The sequence below is a fragment of the Streptomyces sp. NPDC058534 genome, from assembly GCF_042717365.1.
Lineage (GTDB): Bacteria > Actinomycetota > Actinomycetes > Streptomycetales > Streptomycetaceae > Streptomyces.
Map to the genome: position 1 here is coordinate 218,721 of NZ_JBHXNW010000001.1, position 22,052 is coordinate 240,772.

23 protein-coding genes and 2 pseudogenes are annotated in these 22,052 nt (G+C 70.0%); 9 read left to right on the plus strand and 16 right to left on the minus strand.

Annotated elements, in window-relative coordinates; genetic code table 11:
- Positions 1-69 precede the first annotated feature (69 nt).
- From ACFWR9_RS00915 to ACFWR9_RS00935, 5 genes are all read right to left on the minus strand, one after another.
- The gene (locus tag ACFWR9_RS00915) at positions 70-1,788 is read right to left on the minus strand and encodes a PhnE/PtxC family ABC transporter permease (protein ID WP_383833439.1); all 1,719 of its coding nucleotides are present in this window, start codon (positions 1,786-1,788) and stop codon (positions 70-72) included.
- On the minus strand, positions 1,785-2,531 hold the full coding sequence (locus tag ACFWR9_RS00920; RefSeq protein WP_383833442.1) for a phosphonate ABC transporter ATP-binding protein: 747 nt from the start codon (positions 2,529-2,531) through the stop codon (positions 1,785-1,787). The genes ACFWR9_RS00915 and ACFWR9_RS00920 overlap by 4 nt, the downstream gene beginning before the upstream one ends.
- Positions 2,528-3,427, minus strand: coding sequence for a putative selenate ABC transporter substrate-binding protein (locus tag ACFWR9_RS00925; protein ID WP_383833445.1), 900 nt, complete (start codon positions 3,425-3,427; stop codon positions 2,528-2,530). Before ACFWR9_RS00925 ends, ACFWR9_RS00920 begins: the two co-directional genes overlap by 4 nt.
- Before the next feature lie 61 nt (positions 3,428-3,488).
- Positions 3,489-4,394 (minus strand): hypothetical protein, encoded by a 906-nt coding sequence (locus tag ACFWR9_RS00930; protein WP_383833448.1) that lies wholly within the window; start codon positions 4,392-4,394, stop codon positions 3,489-3,491.
- A 38-nt stretch (positions 4,395-4,432) separates the two neighbouring features.
- Positions 4,433-5,530: a radical SAM protein gene (locus ACFWR9_RS00935; protein ID WP_383833451.1), complete on the minus strand. Its 1,098-nt coding sequence runs from the start codon at positions 5,528-5,530 to the stop codon at positions 4,433-4,435.
- Between the two features lie 114 nt (positions 5,531-5,644).
- On the opposite strand from ACFWR9_RS00935, the gene ACFWR9_RS00940 reads away from it, so the two are divergent.
- Positions 5,645-6,343: a class I SAM-dependent methyltransferase gene (locus ACFWR9_RS00940; protein ID WP_383833454.1), complete on the plus strand. Its 699-nt coding sequence runs from the start codon at positions 5,645-5,647 to the stop codon at positions 6,341-6,343.
- A gap of 417 nt (positions 6,344-6,760) precedes the next feature.
- On the opposite strand, the gene ACFWR9_RS00945 is transcribed toward ACFWR9_RS00940, so the two are convergent.
- The 3 genes from ACFWR9_RS00945 to ACFWR9_RS00955 are packed head-to-tail and all read right to left on the minus strand — an operon-like array spanning position 6,761 to position 10,169.
- Entirely contained in the window at positions 6,761-7,816 is a 1,056-nt protein-coding gene (locus ACFWR9_RS00945) for an NADP-dependent oxidoreductase (protein WP_383833457.1), read from the minus strand.
- Entirely contained in the window at positions 7,813-9,297 is a 1,485-nt protein-coding gene (locus ACFWR9_RS00950) for a DHA2 family efflux MFS transporter permease subunit (protein WP_383833460.1), read from the minus strand. Before ACFWR9_RS00950 ends, ACFWR9_RS00945 begins: the two co-directional genes overlap by 4 nt.
- On the minus strand, positions 9,294-10,169 hold the full coding sequence (locus tag ACFWR9_RS00955; protein ID WP_383833462.1) for a polysaccharide deacetylase family protein: 876 nt from the start codon (positions 10,167-10,169) through the stop codon (positions 9,294-9,296). Before ACFWR9_RS00955 ends, ACFWR9_RS00950 begins: the two co-directional genes overlap by 4 nt.
- A gap of 111 nt (positions 10,170-10,280) precedes the next feature.
- Here ACFWR9_RS00955 and ACFWR9_RS00960 point away from each other — a divergent pair, with 111 nt between their 5' ends.
- The 7 genes and pseudogenes from ACFWR9_RS00960 (at position 10,281) to ACFWR9_RS00990 (ending at position 14,410) form a co-directional block, all read left to right on the plus strand.
- Positions 10,281-11,177, plus strand: coding sequence for a LysR family transcriptional regulator (locus ACFWR9_RS00960; protein WP_383833465.1), 897 nt, complete (start codon positions 10,281-10,283; stop codon positions 11,175-11,177).
- A 242-nt stretch (positions 11,178-11,419) separates the two neighbouring features.
- Positions 11,420-11,638: a LysR family transcriptional regulator gene (locus tag ACFWR9_RS00965; RefSeq protein WP_383833467.1), complete on the plus strand. Its 219-nt coding sequence runs from the start codon at positions 11,420-11,422 to the stop codon at positions 11,636-11,638.
- Between the two features lie 36 nt (positions 11,639-11,674).
- Positions 11,675-11,986 (plus strand): LysR substrate-binding domain-containing protein, encoded by a 312-nt coding sequence (locus tag ACFWR9_RS00970; RefSeq protein ID WP_383833469.1) that lies wholly within the window; start codon positions 11,675-11,677, stop codon positions 11,984-11,986.
- Positions 11,987-12,088: 102 nt separating this feature from the next.
- On the plus strand, positions 12,089-12,256 hold the full coding sequence (locus ACFWR9_RS00975) for a hypothetical protein (RefSeq protein WP_383833472.1): 168 nt from the start codon (positions 12,089-12,091) through the stop codon (positions 12,254-12,256).
- 45 nt (positions 12,257-12,301) lie between these two features.
- Positions 12,302-12,639 (plus strand): annotated as a pseudogene (locus ACFWR9_RS00980) (transposase family protein); the annotation flags it as partial.
- A 168-nt stretch (positions 12,640-12,807) separates the two neighbouring features.
- The gene (locus ACFWR9_RS00985) at positions 12,808-13,764 is read left to right on the plus strand and encodes an ArsR/SmtB family transcription factor (protein ID WP_383833474.1); all 957 of its coding nucleotides are present in this window, start codon (positions 12,808-12,810) and stop codon (positions 13,762-13,764) included.
- Between the two features lie 196 nt (positions 13,765-13,960).
- The gene (locus tag ACFWR9_RS00990; RefSeq protein WP_383833477.1) at positions 13,961-14,410 is read left to right on the plus strand and encodes a hypothetical protein; all 450 of its coding nucleotides are present in this window, start codon (positions 13,961-13,963) and stop codon (positions 14,408-14,410) included.
- 234 nt (positions 14,411-14,644) lie between these two features.
- Here the strand turns inward: ACFWR9_RS00990 and ACFWR9_RS00995 are convergent, their stop codons facing one another.
- The 7 genes and pseudogenes from ACFWR9_RS00995 to ACFWR9_RS01025 form a co-directional block, all read right to left on the minus strand.
- Complete coding sequence (locus tag ACFWR9_RS00995) at positions 14,645-15,610, minus strand: amidohydrolase family protein (protein ID WP_383833480.1); 966 nt, start codon at positions 15,608-15,610, stop codon at positions 14,645-14,647.
- A gap of 72 nt (positions 15,611-15,682) precedes the next feature.
- Positions 15,683-15,727: pseudogene (locus ACFWR9_RS01000) on the minus strand (hypothetical protein); the annotation flags it as partial.
- 12 nt (positions 15,728-15,739) lie between these two features.
- A complete protein-coding gene (locus ACFWR9_RS01005) occupies positions 15,740-16,720 on the minus strand; it encodes an MAB_1171c family putative transporter (RefSeq protein WP_383833483.1) in 981 nt (326 codons plus the stop codon).
- 94 nt (positions 16,721-16,814) lie between these two features.
- A complete protein-coding gene (locus ACFWR9_RS01010; protein ID WP_383833486.1) occupies positions 16,815-17,873 on the minus strand; it encodes a type III polyketide synthase in 1,059 nt (352 codons plus the stop codon).
- Positions 17,874-18,384: 511 nt separating this feature from the next.
- Positions 18,385-19,590, minus strand: coding sequence for a cytochrome P450 (locus tag ACFWR9_RS01015; RefSeq protein ID WP_383833489.1), 1,206 nt, complete (start codon positions 19,588-19,590; stop codon positions 18,385-18,387).
- Between the two features lie 390 nt (positions 19,591-19,980).
- Positions 19,981-20,361, minus strand: a complete 381-nt coding sequence (locus ACFWR9_RS01020; RefSeq protein WP_383833492.1) for a hypothetical protein — start codon at positions 20,359-20,361, stop codon at positions 19,981-19,983.
- Positions 20,358-20,780, minus strand: coding sequence for a TetR-like C-terminal domain-containing protein (locus ACFWR9_RS01025; RefSeq protein WP_383833495.1), 423 nt, complete (start codon positions 20,778-20,780; stop codon positions 20,358-20,360). The genes ACFWR9_RS01020 and ACFWR9_RS01025 overlap by 4 nt, the downstream gene beginning before the upstream one ends.
- A 395-nt stretch (positions 20,781-21,175) precedes the next feature.
- On the opposite strand from ACFWR9_RS01025, the gene ACFWR9_RS01030 reads away from it, so the two are divergent.
- Positions 21,176-21,649: a class I SAM-dependent methyltransferase gene (locus ACFWR9_RS01030; RefSeq protein ID WP_383833498.1), complete on the plus strand. Its 474-nt coding sequence runs from the start codon at positions 21,176-21,178 to the stop codon at positions 21,647-21,649.
- A gap of 90 nt (positions 21,650-21,739) precedes the next feature.
- Here the strand turns inward: ACFWR9_RS01030 and ACFWR9_RS01035 are convergent, their stop codons facing one another.
- Positions 21,740-21,949 (minus strand): hypothetical protein, encoded by a 210-nt coding sequence (locus tag ACFWR9_RS01035; protein ID WP_383833501.1) that lies wholly within the window; start codon positions 21,947-21,949, stop codon positions 21,740-21,742.
- Between the last annotated feature and the right edge of the window lie 103 nt (positions 21,950-22,052).

Here is a 22,052-nt window from a genome sequence, read left to right on the forward strand (position 1 = left end):
TCGGTCGCCGACTCACGCGAGGTCACACCGGATCGCTGCGTACAGCTCGACCTTCGGCATGACGAACTTTCAGGCCCGCAGGGCGCGTCGCAGTCGGCGGCCGAGAACCTCGACGGTGAGGCTGAGTGCCAGTGACGCCAGCAGGATGCCGGCGACGACCGGGAAGTCGAACGCCGCAAGACGTTCGCTGAGGAGTCGGCCCAGGCCCGCGGCGCCGACGACGCCGACGATGGCGGTGTCGCGCACGCAGATCTCGAATCGGTAGAGCGTGTAGGTGACCAGGTGATGGGCGGACGGTGGCCCGACGGCGAGCATGGCTGAGACCGTCCGGGGCAGGCCGGCGTTGCGCAGGGAATCCCGTGGCTGGAGGTCCATGGTCTCCCAGGCTTCGGCGACCAGTCTGCCGAGGATGCCGCCGGTGTAGACCCCCAGCGCCAACGCGCCGGGCAGTACGCCTGGGAAGAGGGCCAGGAGTGCCACGACGGCCCACACGGTCGGGGGGACCGACCGCAGCACCAGGAGCAGCAGCCGGGCCACCGCCCAGACGCCTGTCCGGGCCACGGTCGCGGAGGCGTGCCGGTCGGCGCGCGGGCGGCTGGCCCAGGGGCCCACGACCAGAGTGATCGCGATCGCCACGAGCATGGCGAGGACGGCCATGCTCAACGTGTCGAGGACGGCGTCCACGAGCACCCGCCCACCACCCGCGGGGAACGCGGGCGGCCAGAGGTCCATGGCCAGCCGGCTGCCGAGATCCCGGCTGCGGGCCGAGACGAGGCCGGCCGGCGACAGGCCCACCCACCACCACGCGGCCGCGACCGCCGGCAGCATCATGGCCAGGGACCAGCGGGTCGAGCGGGAAAGACCGCGCGGCGTCCGACCCTCGTCGCGGGTGCGCTCGCGCCCGACCGACCAGTCGGCGCAGGTCACCACCGCGACGTCGCGGCGGACGCGGTTGCTCCACAGCTCGACCGCCGCCGCGAGCAGCAGCAGTGCTGCGACGAGCGTCCAGACCTCGTTCCAGTTGCGGGACTGCAGACTCACGATCAGCTCGAATCCCAGGCCGCCCACACCCGCGATCCCCAGCACGACCGCCGACCGCAGCGCGCACTCCAGACGGTAGAAGGAGTAGGACAGCAGCAACGGCGCCGTGCGGGGCAGAAGGGCGTAGGCGAACGCGGAACCACGGCGGGCGCCGAGGGCGCGCAGCGCACGCAGCGCCGAGTCGGGCGCGGCGTCGAAGGTCTCGCCGAAGACCTGGGCGCTCTGCGCGCCGAAGGGCAGGGCGAGGGCCAGCACGGCGACGAGCGGGTCGAGGCCGAAGACGCCGACGAAGAACAGCGCCCACACCAGCTCGTGGACCGAGCGAACCGTCACCAGCAGGCCCCGGAGCAGAAGTCGACCCGCACGAATCGGCAAAGGCGGGGAACTCCCCCACGCCACGTCGCTGAGGATCAGCCCGCCGATCAGGCCGATGACCAGTGCTCCGGCCGTCCCGAGCAGGGCGAAGGCCAGCGTGGTGGCGGTCGCTTCGAGTGCCACGCCGAGGAACTCGGCCTCGAGGGAGGGATGGAGTGCGGTCGCTGCCAGATCGTCGAGGAGACGCAGCCCGCCTCGGTTGACCAGCGCGCCACCCGGCGGCACGGCGCGATGGACGGCCCATATCAGCAGACCCGTGAACGCTGCCAGTCCTGCCAGTTTGCGGAAGGTCACCCGTCGCCCGCTCACGGCCTTCCGCTCGCGCCGGCCGGCGGCCGGCGCTGTCAGCGAGCGGACACGAGGGAGCGTCATGAGAGTGCGTAGAGATCGTGCAGGGCGGCATCACTCACGCCGGCCACAAGATCGTCGAGAACGATCCGGCCGTCGCGCAGACCCACCATGCGGGCACAGTGCTCCCGGGCCAGTGCCGGCTGGTGCAGGCTCACCACGAGCGTGCGCACCTGCGACGACGACGTTCCGAGCAGACCGAGGGTCTGTGCCGCACGGACGGGATCGAGACCGGAGACGGGCTCGTCGGCCACCACCAGTTCCGGCTCCTGCACCAGAAGCCGGGCGATCGCCACCCGTTGCCGCTCGCCGCCGGAGAGGCGTTCGGTGCGCTCGTGGAGCGCCCAGCTCAGGTCGACACGGGCGAGCGCGTCCCGCACGACGTCCAGTGATCGGGGCCAGACCAGCGAGGCCAGGGCGCGCGGCGTACTCCACTGAGCGAGCCTGCCCGCGTTGACGTTGTGCAGGACCCGGACTTGTTCGATCAGCGCGAGGCGTTGGCTCACCGTGCCGATGCGCCGCTGGAGCAGCCGAAGCCGTGAGGCCGACAGCAGCGCCGGGTTCTGGCCGAAGACCTCCACAGTGCCCGTGGTCGGCGTCAGGGACCCGTTGAGCAGGGCCAGCAGCGTGCTCTTCCCGGCGCCGCTGGTGCCGAGAACCGCCACGCGTTCACCGGCGTGGACGGTGAGGTCGAGATCGCGCAGCGCCTCGTTGGAACCGTAGCGGTGCCCGACCCCGCACAGCCGGAGCACGGGCGAGGCGTTCACTTCAGCAGCCCCAGGTCGCGGGCCACATCCTCGATGCGGTCGTAGGCGGAGTTCTGGGCCCGGACGAACGACCGCGCTCCGAAGAGCCGGAGAATCTCCGCGTCCTCGGAGTCCCGGGGGTCGAGGTTCAGAAGCAGGCCGAGCACCTTCCGCCCGGTGCCGGCCCCGAAGGTCTCGTCGAGATCCGGCCGTGCCAACCAGTGGTAGTCGGCGTAGCCGGGGGTGCGCCACAACTCCCTCACCCCGCTCAGGTCGATCTCGCCGGCCGCGGCGCTCGCCTTCCAGACCTGCTCGTTGACGGCCCCGGCCTCGAAGCTGCCGGTGGCGACCGCCTCGATGGTGGCGTCGTGCGAACCGGAGAAGCCCGGTGTTCCTCGCAGATCGCTCAGTTCGAGCGCTGCCTCGCGCATGAAGAACTGCGGCATGAGCCGGCCCGAGGTGGACGTCTCGCTGCCGAAGGTGAACGTGTGCCCGGCGAGAGAGCGCAATCCGTCGATCGTGTCGAAGGCCCGCAGACCGGAGTCGGCGCCGGCGATGAAGACGCTGTGGAAGTCGGCATCGATGTCACGCTGTGCGATGGCTGTGGCACCGGGAACGCGTACGCGTGCCTGGACGCCGGTGAGTCCGCCCATCCAGGCCAGGTGGATCTCGCCGATCTCGAAGGCACGCACCACAGCGGTGTAGTCGGTGACCGGCCGGTAGGCCACCCGGAGGCCGGTGGCGTCCGCGAACCGTTCGGCAACCGCCGGGTAGAGGCGGTTGAGGAGTTCGGGGTCCTGGTCGGGGATGGCCGAGATCCCGAGCTGTCGGGCATCCGAACCACCTCCGCCTCCGCCGCCACAGGCGCTCAGCACCAGCGTCCCACCGGTGCCGAGGAGGAAGGTGCGACGGGTCAACGGTTGGTTCCTGGCCATTGCTCTCCCTTACCGCCGGCGGATGGTGATGGCGCGCTCGAGATCAGTCGCCGGGTGAGGATCGGTGCCGAGCGCCGGCGACCGCCAGGGCGACCACAGTCGTGGACAACAGGAAGGCCGCCGATGTCGCGGTGCCGCCCAGGAACGGGTCGGTGAAGCCGATCTGGGCGAAGAGGGACAGGGCGGCCGCAAAGCCGACGACTGCCGCTGCTCGTCCCAGCAGGGCCGTGCCGCCGCGTGCGGCGGCCAGCAGCAGTACGCCGACCACCACCAGCACCACACCGCCGGCCAGGTTGTACTGGCCGAGGCCGAGCGACAGGTCGGCCCAGCGCAGCCCGGGGCCGAGCGGGGCGAGAGGATCCCCCGCCGAGCGCACCACGCTGTACACACCCACAACGACGGCGACCGCACCCCAGATCGCTGCGAGACGCCGGGCGGGGAACCCGGACCGCACCGCGTCGACGGCGAACATCCGACCTGCGGAGGAGAACAGGATGGCCACATGGGCGCCGATCATCAGCATGTAGGACCATGGCCATTCGTTCGGTGCGAAGGCGACCGAGAGGCCGATGGCCAGTGACTGGGCCACGCCGAGCGCGGCGGCCACCCTTACCCAGGCGCCGGTCAGGAGCATGACCGCGAGCGCGGTCTCGACGACCAGCACGCCCCAGCCGAAGACCTCGATGTTCGGCAGCACGAGATGCTCCACGACCCAGCTGTACGGGGGGAACACCGGATCGCTCACCGCGAGGGACGTGAAGTGGAAAAGCCCGCGGCCGGACTCCTCCCCGAAGTCCGGGGGTCGCTTCCACGCGACGTTGTCGAGCCACATCAGGCCGAGCAGGACGCGGAGGAAGACCGCGGCGGCGGCCTGTCCGCGGGGGACGTCCTCAACCGCTGGGGCGAAGAGCCAGCGGACGGGACTCTTCCCCCCGGATACGGTCGTCATCGGTGCCTCCTTCGTCTGGGGTGGACCAGTGAGCCCGCTCAGGCACAGCGGAAGACCTCACGACCCGCCCGGGCCGCCGCGTCCTGTACGGCGAGGGTGTCGCGCACCACGCCGAAGACCTCGGCGAGCGGCAGCGGGGCGTCGGCGATGCGCAGATGCGGGTTGGTCACGGCCACCGGGTGCCACCAGGCGCCGTCCGCGGTGAGAGTCGGCTCCGGCTCGAGGCTCTCGAGGGAGACGTGCACTCCCTCAGTCGCGAAACCCTCCTGGGCCACCGGGCGGATGACCCGGTCCTCGGGCGCGATCCCGACATCGTCGAGGCGCCGGTGCAGAGCGGCCACGCCCTGCGGGTCCTCGTCGTACAACGTGGCGGCCACACGCACCCGGAACCCGAGCGAGCGGGCCAGCGCGATGCCGTCCAGCGCCTTCGACCACGAGCCGGCGCCCCGCTGCCGGTCATGCAGTGCGGGCGTGGCCGAGTCGAGGCTGATCTGCAGGACCACATCACGGTCCAGATTCTCCAGGGTGTCGCGGCGGGTGCCCCTGGCATAGATCATCCCGTTCGTCAGAACCGTGCGATCCAGTCCGGAGCCGGCGGCCACCAGTGCACCGAGCTCGGGGTGCATGAACGGCTCACCGCCGGTGAAGAACACCTCGCGGCCACCCTGGGAGCGGAACTCGGCGAAGGCCGCCGTGGCGACGGCGGGATCGAAGCGCCGGGCGACGGCCTTCGGAGAGGATTCGGCGCAGCAGTAGCGGCAGGCGAGATTGCAGTTGAAATTGGTATAGATCCACAGTCGTCGGCCGACCGGCGTCCGCTCGCCCAGGCTGAAGACCGTGTCCGAGCCCGTGGACGCACCTGCCTTGCTCACCGCGAACCACCACGGCCCCTCGGCCGACTCGGCGAACTCGGTCACCACATCGTGCCCGACGAGGTCCGCCCAGGCCGGCAGATCGGTGACCACGCTGACCTCCGCGCTGCGCACACCGAGCAGCTGCCCGGGCTCCAGGCGCCTCATCGCACGGGTGATCAGCAGCAGCAGACCGCTGCCGCAGTCCATGTCACCGCCGTCGACGAGGGCGGCGACGGCACCGAGGGGATTCGGTGACCGATCGGGATCCATCGGCTGAGCCATGCACTCCACGCTAGCGGTGACCTGGCTCGGTGCAGGTCTGATCAGTGATGACGGAACGGTGACGTCACTCGTCCGCCACTGCTGACCGACCCCCGGGGGTCTACTGTCGAAGCCATGACCCACGGCACGGCGCGCCCCGAGGACGCATCAGCCCGCACGACGTTCTGGGAAGAGGTCCATCACGGCAAGGACGTCGACGGAGTCTCCTGGTGGCAGTCGGTCCCAGGGCTCTCTCTCGGCCTCGTCGACCGGACCGGGCTCGGACGCGACGAACCGATCATCGATGTAGGAGCCGGATGGTCGACGCTGGTGGACCATCTGGTGGAACGCGGTTACCGCGACCTCTCGGCAGTCGACCTTTCGGTCACCGCCCTGCGCACCGTCCGGGACCGGCTCGGCCCCGCGGGCGCGGACGTCGTCCTGACCGTCGCCGACGTACTCGACCTGCACATGGGCCGAACCTACGCGCTGTGGCACGACCGAGCCGTCTACCACTTCCTCACCGAACCGGAAGAGCGCGCCGACTACCTGACATCGCTGCGGCGTTCTCTGCAACCGGGCGGCTGGCTCGTCGTGGCGACGTTCGGCCCGGACGGCCCCACCACGTGCAGCGGCCTGCCGATCGTTCGCTACACCCACGCCGAGCTGGCCGCCCAGTTCCCCGGCTTTCAGCTGATCGACACGGCAGGGGAGGACCACCGCACCCCGTGGGGAACCTCCCAGCAATTCACCGCGGTCCTGCTGCGACGCGCGACCGCGGCCCGATGGACACCGAAGCCGGAGCCGGGCCATGAGCACCCGACCGATCGGTGACTACGCCCTGCTGTCGGACTGCCGTTCGGCCGCCCCCGCGGCTCCAGCGAGGTCAGTCGGCTGTACGTGGCGGACACGCTGGTACTCGAGACCACTTTCCGCACACCGACCGGAACCGCGGTCCTGGTCGACGCGCTCGCCCTGGGGTGGCGGGAACGGGGACACGCACTGGGCGCGTCCTCGCCCGGCGTACTGCTGCGCCGGATCACCTGCACCGCCGGCAGTTTGTACTCCGAGGTGAAGGTACGGCGCTTCGGCCTCGGCGCGGGGTCGGACCCGACGGGCTCAGTGCTTGGCATATGGGGCGGTTCTCCTGTCGTGCCCTCTCAGGCTAACCCCGCAGAGCGGGACGTCTCACCCAAGGCTGACAGAGAGGGCCCTCCCCCTCCCCCTCCCTCACCCCCCACACTTGGCCGCTCACTTGGCGCCGCTGCTGTCCAGGCGGACGAGCATCTTGCCAGTGTTCGCGCCGCTGAGGACGCCCAGGAACGCGGCCGGGGCATGGTCGAGGCCGTGCACCACGGTCTGCTCGGTGTGCAGGGTGCCATCGGCCAGCCAAGCGGCGCCCTGCTTGATCCAGTCGGGGAAGAGGCGGAAGTACGAGTTCACCAGCAGGCCGCGCAGGCTGAGCTCCTTGGTGTACGCCTGGAAAAGGTTGGTCGGGCCCGGCACCGGGGCGGTGGCGTTGTACGCGCTGATCGCGCCGATCAAGGCGAAGCGGGCGCCGGGGCGGGCGGCGTCGATGGCCGCCTCCAGGTGGTCGCCGCCGACGTGGTCGAGGTAGATGTCGATGCCTTCGGGAGCCGCCTTCGCCAGCTGCTCGGCGATGGGGGCGGCCTTGTAGTCCAGGGCCGCATCGAAGCCGAAGTCGTCGAGCAGCTTGGCCGTCTTGGCCGGGCCGCCCGCCGAACCGATCACCCGCGCGGCGCCGAGGCGGCGGGCCAGCTGCCCGGCCACGCTGCCGACGGCGCCGGCCGCGGCGGAGACGAACACCACGTCGCCCTCCTGCACCGGCGCGACCTCGGTGAGGGCGGCGTACGCCGTCAGACCGGTGGTTCCCAGCGCGCCCAGGTACGCCTCGGCAGGGGCGAGCGCCGTGTCGACCACGGAGACCGCGGCGGCGTCCAGCACTGGGTACTCCCGCCACCCGGCGAAGTGCGACACCGTGGCGCCGGCCGGGACCGCCGGCGCCCGGGAGGCGACGACCTCGCCCACCGCGCTGCCCTCGAGCGCGACGCCGAGCTGGAACGGCGGGATGTAGGAGGGGACGTCGGTCATCCGGCCGCGCATGTACGGGTCGACCGACATCCAGTCGTTGCGGACCAGGATCTCGCCGTCGGCCAGGTCCGCCGGTATGTCGGCGTGGACCAGGTCGAAGTTCTCGGCGCCGGGGGCGCCGGTGGGCCGCGAGGCCAGGCGGATCTCGCGGCTGGTGCGGGGGATGGGGGCGGGGGTGCGCGTGGGGGTGGTCATGAGTGGCTCCTTGAGGTAGTTCCAGAAGTTCCCCGCAGCAGCACGAGGGCGAGGACAAGGGCCGCCGCCACGAAACCGGCGGCGGTCAGGAAGGCCGCGTGATAGCCCTCGAGCAGCGCGGACCTGGCGGCCTCGCCGCCGGATCCGAAGCTGTCCGCGCTGCCCGCTTCGAGGCCGCTCGTACGGGCGGTGACGACCGCGCTCATCACGGCGAGGCCGATGGCGCCGCCGATCTGCTGCGTGGTGTTGAACAGGCCGGAGGCGATGCCGGACTCCTCGGGGGCGACGGCGGCCATGCCGAGCCCCATCATGGCGGGCGCGGCCAGGCCGAAACCGATGCCCATCAGCAGGGACGCGGGCAGGAAGTCCACCGCGTACGTGCCGTCCGCTCGGCTGAACGACAGCAGCACGAAGGCCGCCGTGATCAGGACGAGCCCCAGGTACAGTAGCGGCGTCTGCCCGAACTTCATGATCAGGCGGGCCGAGAGGCCGAGCGAGATCACCGCGATGACAGCGGCGACCGGCATGAAGCCGAGCCCCGCCGCGAGCGCGCTGTAGCCAAGCACCTGCTGCAGATACAGCGTCCCGAAGAACAGCAGCCCGAACATGCCTGCGATCACCATGAACTGCACGGCGTTCGCCGCGGTCAGCCGCCGCGAGCGGAACAGCCGCAGCGGCAGCAGCGGCCGCTCGGCGCGGGCCTGCCGTACGACGAATCCGGCGAGCAGCGCGAGGGCGAACACGCCGAGCAGCAGGGTCCGGGCGGAGGCCCAGCCGGCCTGCTCGGCGTCGACGATGGTGTAGACGAGCAGCATCATGCCGGCCGTGGCCAGGGCGGCACCGAGGAAGTCGGTGCCCTTGTCCAGGCCCTGCGACTCGTCCTTACGGATCGTACGAAGGCCGACGGCGATGACCGCCGCGCCGATCGGTGCGTTGATGAAGAAGATCCAGTGCCAGCTGAGCAGGTCGGTCAGGACGCCGCCGAGCAGTGGCCCGACCGTGCCACCGCCCGCGGAGGCGAAGCTGTAGGCGCCGATGGCCTGGGCTTGCCGGCGCGCGTCGGTGAACTGGGTCGCAACCATGCCAAGAATGCAGGCCGAGGCGATCGCGCCGCCGACGCCTTGCAGGAACCGGAAGCCGATCAGCGTGGCCTCGCCGGTCGCGAATCCGCAGAGCAGCGAGGCCGCGCTGAAGAGTGCGACGCCGACGAGGAAAACCCGCTTGCGCCCGATCAGGTCACCGAGTCGGCCAGCGAGCATCAGCAGCCCGCCGAACGGGACGACGTAGGCGTTGACCACCCAGACCAGGTTCTCCGCGGAGAAGCCGAGGCCGCGCTGCACGGTCGGGAGGGCGACATTGACGATGTTCTGGTCGATGACGATCATCACTTGCCCGAAGCAGAGCACGGTGATCGTCAGCCAGGGCGATGTGGCTCGCGGCCGCTCGGCCACGGCCTTCGCGGTGACCGCCTGCCCGGTCACGGTCTGCCCGTGAAGGTACGGACGTAGTGCTCGGCGATCTCGTCGCTGGTGGCCGTCCACACGCCCGGGTGGTTCACGACGTATTCCAGCGCCTGGTCGAGGTACTTGGTCCGGAACGCCTGACCGATGACGAACGGATGCAGCGCCAGCGCCATCACCCGGCCGCCGGCGGCCGAATCATCGTGCAGCTGGTCGACCTGGTCCTTGACCAGCTGCACGACATCGGGCCCGGTCATGCCGTGCATGGTGAAGAGTCCGAGGTCGTTGAGCTCGACCGAGTACGGCACGCTCAGCATGCCAGGGATGTTCAGCGGGTACGGCTGATCGTCATTGGTCCAGTCGAGCACGTAACCGAGGCCGAGCTCGGCAAGCAGCGTCGGCGTCCGGAAGGTCTCGGTGAGCGCCGGGCCGAGCCAGCCGCGCGGCCGCTGCCCGGTGGCCTTCTCGATCGTCTCGACGACGTCGGTGAGATAGCCGCGCTCGTCCTCCTCCGTCATCCCGGCCTGCAGGGTGGAGTTGTCGCGGCCGTGCGCGAGCCACGCCCACTTACGGGCCAGGCCGGCCTCGACGATCTGCGGATAGTGCTCGCAGACGGCGGAGTTGAGCAGCGCGCTGGCGCGTACGCCGTGCCGGTCGAGGGCCTGCATGACGCGCCAGATGCCCACCCGGACGCCGTATTCGCGCCAGCCGTGGTTCAGCGGGTCCGGGACGAGCGCGGCGGTTGCCTCGTTCAGACTGGTCGAGGGGGTGCCGAGCTGGAAGTGCTCGATGTTCAGCCCGACGTAGAACGCCACCCGGGCACCGCCGGGCCAGCTGAAGGGCTCCCGCTCGGTGATCGGACTGTAGTCGTAGAGCTCGTTGTCCATAGGCATGGCTTACATGCTGTCTGCCGACGCCTGCCGGAACGAGAGCGACCTGCTCTACGATCGGTGCGCGAAGCTCACCAGTCGGTTTCACGGGGCGGGGCACGGGGGTGATCAGCGATGCTGGAGCGGCATGAGATCGAGGCCTTTCTGGCCGTAGCCGAGGAGCTGCACTTCCGCCGCGCCACCGAGCGGCTCGGGCTCGCCCAGGGCCGGGTGAGCCAGATCGTCGGCCGGCTCGAACGCCGCCTGGGCGTCGCGCTCTTCGCCCGTACGAGCCGCAAGGTAACCCTGACCCCGGCGGGGCAGCGCCTGTACGACGGCCTGGCCCCGGCCCACCAGGAGATCCAGGAGGCGGTCGCGCAGGCACTGGCGACCGGCAAGGGCATCACCGGCACGCTGCGCGTGGGCTTCTCCTCGGCGTGGGCGGGCGACATGGTGTTGCGGACCGCCGAGGCCTTTCGCCGCACCCACCTCGGCTGCCTGGTCGAGATCCAGGAGATCCCGCTTTACGACACCTTCGGCCCGCTGCGCGCCGGCGTGGTGGATCTGCAGCTCACCGAGTTCCCGGTGGAGGAGCCCGACCTGGTGGCCGGCTCGGTGATCTTCTCGGGAACCCGGGCGATGATGGTGCCCGCAGACCACCCGTTCGCCCGGCAGGAGTCGGTCTCCGTGGAGGACCTGGCCCGCGCCCCGCTGATCGGCGTCACGGGCGACAGCCCGCCGTACTGGCGCGAGTACATCTGGCCCAGCAAGACGCCGCAGGGCAAGCCGATCCCCCGGGGCCCCACCTTCGTGTACTGGCTGGAAGTCCCCCCGCTCGTCGCCTCCGGCCGCGGCATCTCCGTCGCGTCGCTGCTCGCCGCCCGCTACCACGGCCGCCCCGGCCTCACCTACGTCCCGTTCTGCGACGCTCCGCCCATCGACTACGGCCTGATCTGGCGCCGCGACGGCTTCACGTCCCGGGTGCAGGCGTTCACGGACACGCTGTGCCGCATACGCGCGGGGCGGCCGTAGGGCCTCCTTTCGGATCTTGTCGGCCGGCACGGGGAGGTGTCATCCGGCACGCCGGTCACCCCCCGGGGCCAGCCAAGTGCTGTGCCCGGCGAAGAAGAACGTCGCCGGAACGATCGACCTCAGCCTCCGGCTGCAAGAACGCCTCAGCCCGCCGGCCGACGACAAGCCGGAGACATACAGCGAAGGCGCCCCCTTCCGCCTCCACGACCGCGTCCAGCAGATCCGCAACAACCCCCGCCGCGGTGACGACGGCGTCTTCAACGGCGCGGCGGCACGAGATCGAGGTGTTCCTGACGCTTGCCGAGGAATTGCACTTCGGTCGCGCCGGCGAGCGGCTGGGGATTTCCCAGGGGCGGGTGAGTCAGACCGTGCAGCGGTTGGAGCGCCGCTTCGGCCTGCTGCTGTTCCAGCGCGCCAGCCGCCGGGTGGCGCTCACACCGGCCGGCGCCCGCTTCCGTTGACGAACTGGTGCCTGCCCACCGGCAGCCGCCGACGCCGTGCTCGTGGCCTCCCAGGTGTTCGAGGCCGGCCATCCGGACTGCCAGGTTCGTATGCGCGAGATCCAGCTCGCCGACCCGCTCGGTCCGCTGCGGGAGGGCGTGGTCGATCTCCAGGTGACGGAATTCCCCGTCGACGAGCCCGACATCACGATCGGCCCGGTGGCGCTGTCCCAGCGGCGCGGGATGATCGTCCCGTCCGGGCATCCGTTCGCGAAGCGCGACTCGCTGAGCGTCGAGGATTATGCGGACGCGGTCATGATCCCGCTCGTCGGCGACGCCATCCCGCAGGCGTGGCTCGACCACCGCTAACCGCGCAGCACGCCCTCCGGCCGCCCGATCCCGCGGGACAGGCCGGCCACCTTCTGGGCGGAGGTGCTGGCGCGGGTCGCGGCCGGGGAGGGGGTGTCCCTGGTGAGCATGGGCGCCGAGCCGTACGTCTCCCGGCCCGGCCTCGCCTTCGTCCCCTTCCGGGACGGCTGGCCGATGGAATACGGGCTGATGTGGCTCACCGCCGCCGAGAGCGCGCTGGTCCGCGCCTTCGCGGAGGCGGTGTGCGACACGGCGAAGTCCCTGCCCTGACCGGGCAGGGACCCCGCGGTCCACGGCTGCCAGATCCTGCCCGCGGCTTCGCCCGCCCTGCCCGGCGCTGTGCACGACATCAAGGCCGCCCGAACACATGGCATCATCGACGCCCTCACCGAGGCGGGCCTGGCCTGTTGGGCGGACAAGGGCTATCAGGGCTCGGGCGGCACCGTGCGGGTGCCCTGCCGCAGCCGGTGGGACCGGCTCTCTACAGGTCAACGCGCGGTCAACGCCGCGCACGCCCGCATCCGGGCCCTCGGCGAGCAGGCCATGGCGACCTTGAAGACCTGGCGCCTGCTGCGGAAACTCCGCTGCAGCACCACCCGAATCCCAGCCACGTCCAAGCTGTCCTCACCTTCCACCTGACCTGCTCAAACTGAGGTTGGCAAAGGCTCAGTGAGTAAGCGGGCGCGGCCTGCGCCTGAATGCCGCATCGAGCGCGGCGGGTTGGGGCATGCTGGGGGTGCGCTCACGCGCTCAACTTCGACGCAGGGGGCCGGTCGGTGTTACGCATTCACTTCACGGCCGAAGACCTCGCCCGGACACGGGTGGCCGCAACGATCGGCGTCGCAGCGGAGGTCTACTACAGCCTGGAGCTGCTGAGGGAGAACCGGGAGCTTCCGCACTTCCGCACGTGGCGGTCAGCGGTCGCGGGCCGGATGGGAGCGGACACGCGTCCCCTGACGTGCCTGGTTCCGGTGCGCGGTCCGGGGCTTGATCTGCTGGCACTGATGGGCGATGTGCCCTCTTTGGACCACGCCGTGGACAACTTGCTGCACGCGCCGGTGTCCCGGCTGCGGCGCGAGTTCGAGGGTCTCGACTTCCACCCCGGCCACCTGCCATGGGCCAGGCAGGTGTCTGAGGGCGACCGCGAGGCGCGACAGCAGCTCGCCGAGGCCGTGCGCGCCTGCCATCGGCTGACCGTGGAGCCCTACTGGCATCGAGGGCGGTCCGAACTGGTCGCGCTGTCCACCCGTTGCGCGAACCTGATGTTGGAGGGCGGCATCGATCTGCTGCTGCGTTCGATCTGCGCACCGCTGGTCCGCTGGCGTCCACCGGTGCTCGAAGCTCCCTACCCGCGCCGAGTTGAGGTGCGTCTCCAGGGAAGGGGACTGATCATCACGCCCACGGTCTTCTCGAAACACCCGGTGAGCTTTCTGTGGGACCCGCTCGATCCCGCCCAGCCTCCCCGACTGACCGTGCCAGCTCTGCGCCGGTCGCTGACCGGCAGCGAACCGGCAGAAGCCGACGGCTCCGCCGTGCGGGACCTGGAGTCTTTGCTCGGCCGCACGCGAGCTGCCGCCCTGCATGTGACAGCGGAAGGCTGCACGACGAGCGAACTGGCCCGCCGCCTCAACGTCACGGCTGCAGCGGCCAGTCAGCACGCGAGAGTGCTGCGGAACACGGACCTCATCACCACCAGCCGCCGAGGCGGGTCCGTACTGCACTTCATCACCCCCCTTGGCCTGGCCCTGCTGCGGACCGGCGTTCTGAGGGAACCGTGAAACCCCGGGGGTGCCGCCGCGCCAGATTGGTGGGCGCCGCCCTGGACGGCTGCCACCGGATAATGGGGGCCAGGTGCGCGAGGCGCCGCGCCGGACGTCTCCCCCCCTTTAAGCCGTGACTTAAGAGGTAGGCCACAGGCGGTCTACCCGCCCAGGATGTGAAGCCGCAACCGGCTCACCCCAACCTGGAGATCGCATGAGGACTCATCTCGCCGCCGCCCTCGGTTCCGCCGTGCTCATCGCGGGCACCCTGCTGGGCGTTCCCGCCGCCGGCGCACAAACCGCCGCCGGCGCAGAGACCGGCGCCAGCCTGCCCACCACCTTCCACGTCCCCGTCGGGAACACATGGACGAAGGGCACGGTCACCTGGTACAACCGATCGATCGAGGTGACGGGGACGCACAAGTCGGTGAGCGCGGCCGGTCAGGCATACTGCCGGCGCACCTGGGCGTACACCTACGACGCCCACGACAACAAGATCGGCTCGGCCGGCTCCGTCTCTTCCGACACGGCGTGCGGCAACACCAAGAGCTACCGCTTCACCGTGCCGGCCGACGTCGTCGGAGGAGCCGCATTCGTACGCGTCTGCCTCGACGACGGCAATCTCAAAGACCTGCTCTGCACTCCTCCCCTCCGGCGGCGCTGACCAACCCCCTCGCAGCTGCCCGGCACCCGCGCCTGGGGAGGCCGGCGCGGCCCCGCAGGCCCCCTCCCCTCCGGTTCACGCTTGTGGCGGTCAGGGCCTGTGGCGGCGGCCTAGCCAGTGCCCTGTTCCCGGACCCGCGAGGGTCGGGAAACAGGGCACCAGCGTGCGTTTCCTACTGCCGCGTGCCGTTTGGCTCGTGGCGCTGGCCGGAGGCGAACACGGCCTGGACTCCGCTCAGTGCGGAGAGATCACCGAGCGGGTCACCGCGTCCACCAGGAGGAGATCCGCGCGGTAGCCGGGAGCGACCTTCCCCGTGATGTCGCCCAGGCCCAGGGCGGCGGCAGCCTGTGAGGTCGCCATGTCGATGATCGTGGCGTTCGGCGGACCCAGGTGCGAGGAGAACGACAGGGCCTGAACAAGCCCGTCGAAGCCGGCGCGCTGCACGCCTGCGTCCGTCCCTGCGATCAGGCGGACCCCGGCATCGGCCATCTGCCGCACCAGATCGAACATCGAGCTGGCTCGCTCCTCGCCGAAGAAGCGCGGGAGTATCTGCCAGTGCGGGCTTACGGCCGGGCAGACGGTGATGTTTTTCGTGATGATCTGCTGGACTACGTCGGGCCGGAAGTCCAGGCCATCGCTCGACATCCAGGTGCAGTGCTCGATGGTGTCGACGCCTGCCTCGACGGCGGAGGCGATGCCGTCGGCACCGTGGGCATGGGCCGCGACGGGCACGCCCGCCTTGTGGGCTTCCTCGACCAGAGCGGCCAGTTCCTCCGCCGTGAACTGCGACTGATGGCTCTTGGGGCCGTCCTTCGTCAGACCGCCACCGGTGACCATCGCCTTGATGACCCCGGCCCCGGCCGCGAGGTTGCGCCGTACGAGGTCGCGGATCTCGGTCTCGCCGGAGACTTCGCCGCCGAGGAAGTGGCAGTGCCCACCCACGGTGGTCGCCGGGGTGGCCGCGGAGACGATCCTCGGTCCCGCCGTACGGCGATCGTTGATCTCCGCAGCCAGACGAAGCGCCAGGCCGCCGCGGTCACCGAGATCCCGGACCGTGGTGACGCCGCTGTGCAGGAGCTGTTCGCCGCGACGCCGCATGTCCTCGAACAGGGCTTCATCCGTCGAATCCTGGAGGGTGGACACCGGATCAGGCCCGCCGTCGAAGGCCAGGTGAACGTGGGCGTCGATGAGCCCCGGCAAGACGGTTCCGCCGAACTCGAACCGGGGCACGTCGGCCCCGGCCCGCTCCTCGATCTCCGCACGCGGCCCAACGGCCGCGATCGATTCGCCCTCGATGAGAACGGCGCCCTCTTCCAGGTAGGTGCGAGGTCATGCGGCTGCGCGCAGTTCGTCGGATACCGCAATCAGTTGTTTCACGTCCGACTCGCGGTCGCTGCCCAGGGCCATCGCGAGGGGAACCGCACGGCGGGGCGCGGGGACCCCCTTCTCGCCCCGGGCGGAGGCCCGGCGGAGCCGGGCGGCAAGCTCGGTGGAGTCGATGTTGAGGGCTGTGCTGTCGTCACCCTCGTCCAGCAGGTACGGGCTGATGTCCACCAAGCCGTCGCGGCATTCCACGATGCGGCGGTGGTAGCGCCGGTGCACGCCGCGGGCCCGCCACCGGTCCAGCGCCGCCGCGGACGCCGGCCGCAACACGTTGTCCGGGTACGTCTCCGCCAGCAGCTCCCACAACGGCGCGAGGCGGCGGTGATCGCGTCGGTGCTGAAGCCAGAGGCGGAGGGACGAGATCCGGGCTCGGGCTCCGGAGTACGTGATGCCCGCCGCGAACGTGAGGATGGACGCCACCAGGAGGAAGGCGACGGCTGCCATGAGCGGTTTGGATACTTCTACGTCGGCCGCGCGAACGGCGACGATGACGGCGCGGATCGCGCAGGCCACCGCCATCGCCCCCACACCCACGGCGGCCATCCAGAGCCCGGTGGAATGCGGGCGCCGGGACATGCGGGCATAGCGGCGAGTCCACCGGCACGCCATGCCGAGCGCGTACATCAGGTAGAGGCCGGCGCCGCCGTAGAAGAACGAGATCTGCGGAGTCGTCATGTCGGCCGTGCTGAAAGAGCCGGCGAAGACCTCGTGCGGCACAGACTCGGCAGCCACAGTGATGGCCACCGCGACGACCGCGACAACGACGGCTTCCTGCCGGGCCCTGCGTCCAGCGGTAGCCGCACACCAGAAACCAGCGGAGCGGCTTGCGGTGACCGCTGCGGGGTGCCACTTGTTGGTGGGACGTTCGGGAGATCGTCGGACGCCGGGGCCGGCGGGCGGCGTAGGTTGCCGGTCATGGCCAGTCATGCCCTGTCGGCGCGACGACGTGTCGCTGTCCGTTTCCCCCCGGCCGGCCCCTATACCTTCAAGGGCGCGGGAGACCCTCGGCAGGCTTGAGGTCTCAGGATTCGGATTCCGAGGTCCAGGTGCCCAGGGCGATCTCGGCGGTGATGCCGGGCCCGAAGCCGGCCATCAGGCCGCGGTGGCCGTCAAGGGCTGATGCCTCGTCGAACATGCGGGCCAGGGCATCGAGTACCACCGCGCTGGCTATGTTGCCGTACTCGGTGAGCGTGGCGCGGCTGAAGCGGAACGCCTCGGGCGGCACGTCGAGGAAGAGGCTCAGGTCGTCCAGGATGCGCGGGCCGCCCGCGTGGATGATGTAGAAGTCCATCTTGCTGGCGTTCCATTGGTGCTGCTCCGCGAGGGCCTGCAGGGCCGGGGCGAGCGGCTCCATGGTCCCGGGCACGCGCTTGTCGAGCTGGAAGTGGAAGCCGGTGGAGCGGACCGCGTAGGAGATCCACTCCTCGGTGCTCGGGATGATGTACGAGCCGTTGCGTTCCAGGCGGACCCCGGTGCCGCCGTTGCCCCGGATCACGGCCGCAGCGATCCCGTCGCCGAACAGACCGTTGGACAGCAGGGATCCCACGCCGAGATCGGTGGGCTGATAGCACAGCGAGCAGAACTCGCAGGCGATGACGAGCGCGTTGGCGTCGGGGTACGCCGTGCAGAAGTCGTGTGCTCGGTTGATGGCCGCACCGCCTGCTGCGCAGCCGAGTTGGGCGATCGGCATCTGCCGCGTCTCCGGCCGGAAGCCCATCGTGTCGATAAGCCATGCAGTCGGCGGAGGCATCATGAAGCCGGTGCAGGACACGTAGATGATCATGTCGATCTGCTGCGGCTCCAACTCCGCCTGGTCGAGAGCCCGGCGCACCACGGCCGGCACGCGGGCCTTGGTGTGCGCCTCGTAGGTGGTGCTGCGGGCGTCGACACCCGGGTGCTGCAGCACCTTCTCGATCGGCTGGATCAGATGCCGCTTCTGTACCCCGGTGTGCTCGATCAGGCTGAGGACCAGATCGAGCTGCGGATGGTCGCCGTGCAACCGTTGCGCCAGCTCGAGGGTCTCTTCGTTGGTGATGACGTACTCGGGTACTTCGATGGCCGGCTTGCAGAGAACTGCCATGGAATGCCTCCCAGCGGACGTGGTCCACACAGCCGGGCCGTGACCAGATGCGGGCTGTTCTCCTCCGGCGGGAGCCACCCCGGATCCTCCGCGCGGAAATCGTGCGGAACAGATCCTTGGTGGGCTCCGGCGCCGGTTCGATACCCCTGGCACGGGCGCGGTCGGGCAGACCGTCGAAGACTGAGTTCTCCCCGTTCGGGCGGACGGTGATCCGCCACGGCTTGGTCAGCCGTCTGACCCACGCTACGACGGGAGGGTGAAGGCCGCATGTCGAGCGCAGCGCACGAGGGACGGCCTGGGTCACAGCGGGCCGTGGCCCTCGTGGCGACGCATTGTTGATGACAGCCTTGTTCCCGGCCACGGTCGAGGCGGCGATTCATAACCCGGCGCCGCCGAGCCTTGCCCGACGCACGCCCCGCGGCGAGGCGGGGCGCGGTGGGCGGCAGTCATCCGAAGGCCTACAAGTGGGCCTCGGACGCACGGACTCCATGCGCATCCGGGGGCGCCGCGGTCACCAGGTGACGGGGAGCGAGATCGGATAGCGCCAGATCGATGTTCTGTTCCAGCGCACTTCTTCGGCCGGCTTCGCCAGTTTCAGGTCGGGGAAGCGTTCCAGAAGGGTGCCGAGTGCGACTTGGAGTTCCGTGGTGGCGAGCGGAGCGCCGAGACAGTGATGTCCACCCCAGCCGAAGGTCATGTGAGACGGACCAGAGCGTTCCAGATCCAGCTCGTCAGGCCGGTCGAACTTGCGTCTGTCACGGTTGGCCGTCAGATAGGAGACGTGCACGATGTCCCCTGCCCGGATCGTCACCCCGCTCAGTTCCAGGTCTTCCAGGGCGACGCGGGGAATGCCGACTCCTTTACGGAAGGGGATGAAGCGCAGCAGTTCCTCGATGGCCTGCGGGAGCATCTCAGGATCGGCGCGCAGCGTGGCGAGCTCTTTGGGACGGGTGAGCAGGGCGTAGGCGATGTTCCCGATCTGGTAGGTGGTGGTGTCCTGTCCGGTGATGAGCAGGACCATGGCCATAACGGCCAGTTCCTGGTCGTTGAGGATCTCATCTCCATCGCGAGCCGTGGCCAGCGCGCTGATCAGGTCGTCGCCGGGGTTCTCGCGCCGGCGCCCGGTCAACGTGTGGAAGTAGGCGCGGAGATCGGCCTTGGCCCGTACGGCGTCGTCCCGGTTGTCGATGCCGGTGTCCATCATGGTCCGTGCATGAGCGCGCAGTTGGGCCCGATCGGCCTCGGGGATGTCGAGGACCTCGCAGATGGTGGCCAAGGGCAGAGGGTCGGCCAAGTGCTCGGTGAGGTCCGCGGGAGAACCGCGCTCCGCCATCCGGTCCAGCAGTTCGTTCACGACATGCTGGGTGCGGACCCGCATGCGTTCCATGTGACGAGGCGCAAAGCCTTTGGAGATCAGGCTGCGCAGGCGGCTGCTGTCCGGTGGGTCCATCACGTTGATCGCCTCGTCCTGAACGATTGGTTCAGGGGTCATGCGCGGAAAGTTCCGGCCGATGATGGCGCGGCGGCTGAAACGCCGGTCGGTAGTCACCGTGCGCACATCGTCGTAGCCGGTGACAAGCCATGCTTCCCCCTCGCCGTGGGGCAGCCGGATGCGGGAGACGGGCTCTTCGGTCATCAAGTACTTGAGTATGGGGTCGAACTCGAGGGCCTTTGCGTAGTCGAACGGACAGTTCCGCGGCATGCCGACTGGTTCCATGCGGACTCCCGATGATGGATCCGATGAGTGATTCCGAGATGTACGGGGTCGAACGGCACATGGGTGCCCGATCACCTAGAGAGGCACGCACCACTCCGTCCATTTGGCCTAGAAACCCGCCCGCGCGGTTCCAGGTCGCCACTCACAGGCGACGCCCGCGATGTGCGGACCGCTGGTCACCGGCCAGCTGGAACCGTTGAGGCCAACAGGTCCTAACCGGCGGGCGGTCCCGGCGAGCGGGGCGTAGCACGACACCCACGCGCGGCCTCGCGCAGCTGCTGGTAGCCATCGTCGAAGTCCCGGATCTTCAGCAGCGTTCGTTGCCGAGCAGCTGCTGACGCCTCGGATGAGCCCCGCGGGCACCTCTGCTGTATCTCTCCGGGGCTGTCGCTACGCGGCGCCCGCCACTGTCAGGACCGCGACCGGCAGGAGCAGCATCCACTGCGGCAGCCGGAGCAGTGGCTTCGGCCAGCCGACCGACAGCGTGACGACCAAGAAGGCGACTGCGTACGCGACGAAGTGCGCAGCCACGAACCACGCCATCAGGCCGGTCGCTGACGTATCGTCCGCCAGCGCGAGGTAGACCAAGGCGGCTGCGGAGAGCACCAGGTCGACGCTCACCATGTGCCACACGGCATGAAGGACGCGCTTGGGTTCGTCAGCGAGTCCGCAGGACAGCAGCGGGCGCACCACATCCCGGTGCCCGCCGACGATGTGCGCTGCGGCCACACCGAACGCGGTGATGCCCGCTGCGAGAAGCCAGCCGTTCATCGGATCTCGATTCCCTTGGCTATGACAGCAGCCAGCCGGCCGGCCAGCTGAGGGCCGGGATGTTCCCCGACCAGACCGACGCGGAAGAACACGGCTCCGGCCAGCGTGTCCAGGACCAGGTCCACGGGCGTGTCGCCCGCGATCTCTCCGCGCGTCACGGCACGCTCGAAGACGATCAGCAGCCGCTCCTTCGACGGGCCCAGGAAGTCGCTGCGGATGCGCGCCTTCAGCACCGGATCGGCGGCGAAGTCAGCGAGCAGCCCCGGGAGCGCCGCTGCGGCGGCAGGAGCGTGGAACTCGTCGACCAGGCCCCACAGCAGTGCGGTCAGGTCCCCGGCCAGCGTTCCGGTGTCTGGGATGAGCCGCGTGGCGTACGCCTTGCTGGGCCACGGCGTTGCTTCAGCTTCAAAGAAGGTCAAACGTGTAGGGAAAGAGGCAGGGGCTCGACCCAGCCAGAGCTGATCTGCTCGGGGACGGTGGCCCCGGGAAGGGCCGTCGGTACCGGAGGTGACATGAAAGGGGAAAGCGGCTGAAGCCATGTCAACCACCCCAGGCCGCGCGGGCCCATGATCCAGGCCAAACCGACACAGAGCCCGTCGTCTCCTTGCGATCTGGGGATTTGTCCCGGGTCTCGGGTCCGGTAGGAGACATCGCTGCGTGGCAGGGCGGCCCGTACCGTGATGCGCTCCGCGCCAGCCGGGGTCCGCTGTTCTTGCGCGGGTCCGGCGGTTGGCTCCAGCCGCTCGAGATCGAGCGATGGTGTGCCCGCGCGGATCTCGTTGATCTCACGGTCCTGCACCGATGCGTTGGGCCGGTGCTTGACATCGGTTGTGGCCCCGGACGGCTGGTCACTGCTTTGCGCGGGCTCGGGCACTCAAGTCTCGGCATCGACGTGAGTCAAGAAGCCGTCGCCCGCACTGTGCGAAGGGGTGGCAGGGCTCTGTGTCGCAGTGTGTTCGACCCTCTGCCGGACGAGGGATGCTGGCAGACCGCGCTACTGATCGACGGCAACGTCGGTATCGGCGGCGACCCGCGTGCCCTGCTGGAGCGCATTGCTCAGGTCATGGCGGCCGGAGGTCTGGTGTTGGTGGAGACGGCGTCTCGGGACGTCGACGAGCGGCTACTGGTACGTGTGGACGACGGGCAGAGGAGCTTTGGTGCGGCGTTTCCGTGGGCCAGGCTCGGTGTGCCGGCGTTGTTGCGCGTGGCCCGGGAGACGGGCTGGGCTGCTACCGAGCAGTGGAGTACCCGGCATCGCTGTTTCGTCGCCTTGCGCCGCGCTGCCTGATAGCGGCGCGCCATTGGGGGCGCCCCCACCGCCGCGCAGCGGGCCGCCGCCGTCATCGCCGTTACCGAAACCCGGGGTTCTGCCACCGTGCTACAGCAGGCCGAGCTGGTCATTGAGGGTGTCGATGACGGCCTCGGCCGTGCGCGCGCCGGTACGAGCGGTCGACAGCCCGGCCGTACGGAGTGGTGTCGTGCGGTTGTCCGCGCGGGCGACGTCGGCGAGGCCACGGTCGACGCGGCCGTATGCAACGTGCTGCGCCCGCCGCCCGCGTCGGAGCTCTCGAAGGCGCCGAGCCGGCAAGGGTGGGCCGGTCGGCCCGTCGTGTCGTCAGGCGGTTTCGGCATGTGGTCGGGGGCGGGGTAGCCGAACACGACTGCCGCGTACCGGGGGCGAATCGGCAGCC

What these genes read in the sequence shown, in the direction of transcription:
- ACFWR9_RS00915 (WP_383833439.1), bottom strand. Translation starts at nt 1,788, where the DNA reads ATGACGCTCCCTCGTGTCCGCTCGCTGACAGCGCCGGCCGCCGGCCGG.
- ACFWR9_RS00930 (WP_383833448.1), bottom strand. Translation starts at nt 4,394, where the DNA reads ATGACGACCGTATCCGGGGGGAAGAGTCCCGTCCGCTGGCTCTTCGCC.
- ACFWR9_RS00960 (WP_383833465.1), top strand. Translation starts at nt 10,281, where the DNA reads ATGCTGGAGCGGCATGAGATCGAGGCCTTTCTGGCCGTAGCCGAGGAG.
- ACFWR9_RS00990 (WP_383833477.1), top strand. Translation starts at nt 13,961, where the DNA reads ATGAGGACTCATCTCGCCGCCGCCCTCGGTTCCGCCGTGCTCATCGCG.
- ACFWR9_RS00945 (WP_383833457.1), bottom strand. Translation starts at nt 7,816, where the DNA reads ATGACCACCCCCACGCGCACCCCCGCCCCCATCCCCCGCACCAGCCGC.
- ACFWR9_RS01020 (WP_383833492.1), bottom strand. Translation starts at nt 20,361, where the DNA reads ATGAACGGCTGGCTTCTCGCAGCGGGCATCACCGCGTTCGGTGTGGCC.
- ACFWR9_RS01010 (WP_383833486.1), bottom strand. Translation starts at nt 17,873, where the DNA reads ATGGCAGTTCTCTGCAAGCCGGCCATCGAAGTACCCGAGTACGTCATC.
- ACFWR9_RS00935 (WP_383833451.1), bottom strand. Translation starts at nt 5,530, where the DNA reads ATGGCTCAGCCGATGGATCCCGATCGGTCACCGAATCCCCTCGGTGCC.
- ACFWR9_RS00955 (WP_383833462.1), bottom strand. Translation starts at nt 10,169, where the DNA reads ATGCCTATGGACAACGAGCTCTACGACTACAGTCCGATCACCGAGCGG.
- ACFWR9_RS00940 (WP_383833454.1), top strand. Translation starts at nt 5,645, where the DNA reads ATGACCCACGGCACGGCGCGCCCCGAGGACGCATCAGCCCGCACGACG.
- ACFWR9_RS01015 (WP_383833489.1), bottom strand. Translation starts at nt 19,590, where the DNA reads ATGGAACCAGTCGGCATGCCGCGGAACTGTCCGTTCGACTACGCAAAG.
- ACFWR9_RS01005 (WP_383833483.1), bottom strand. Translation starts at nt 16,720, where the DNA reads ATGACTGGCCATGACCGGCAACCTACGCCGCCCGCCGGCCCCGGCGTC.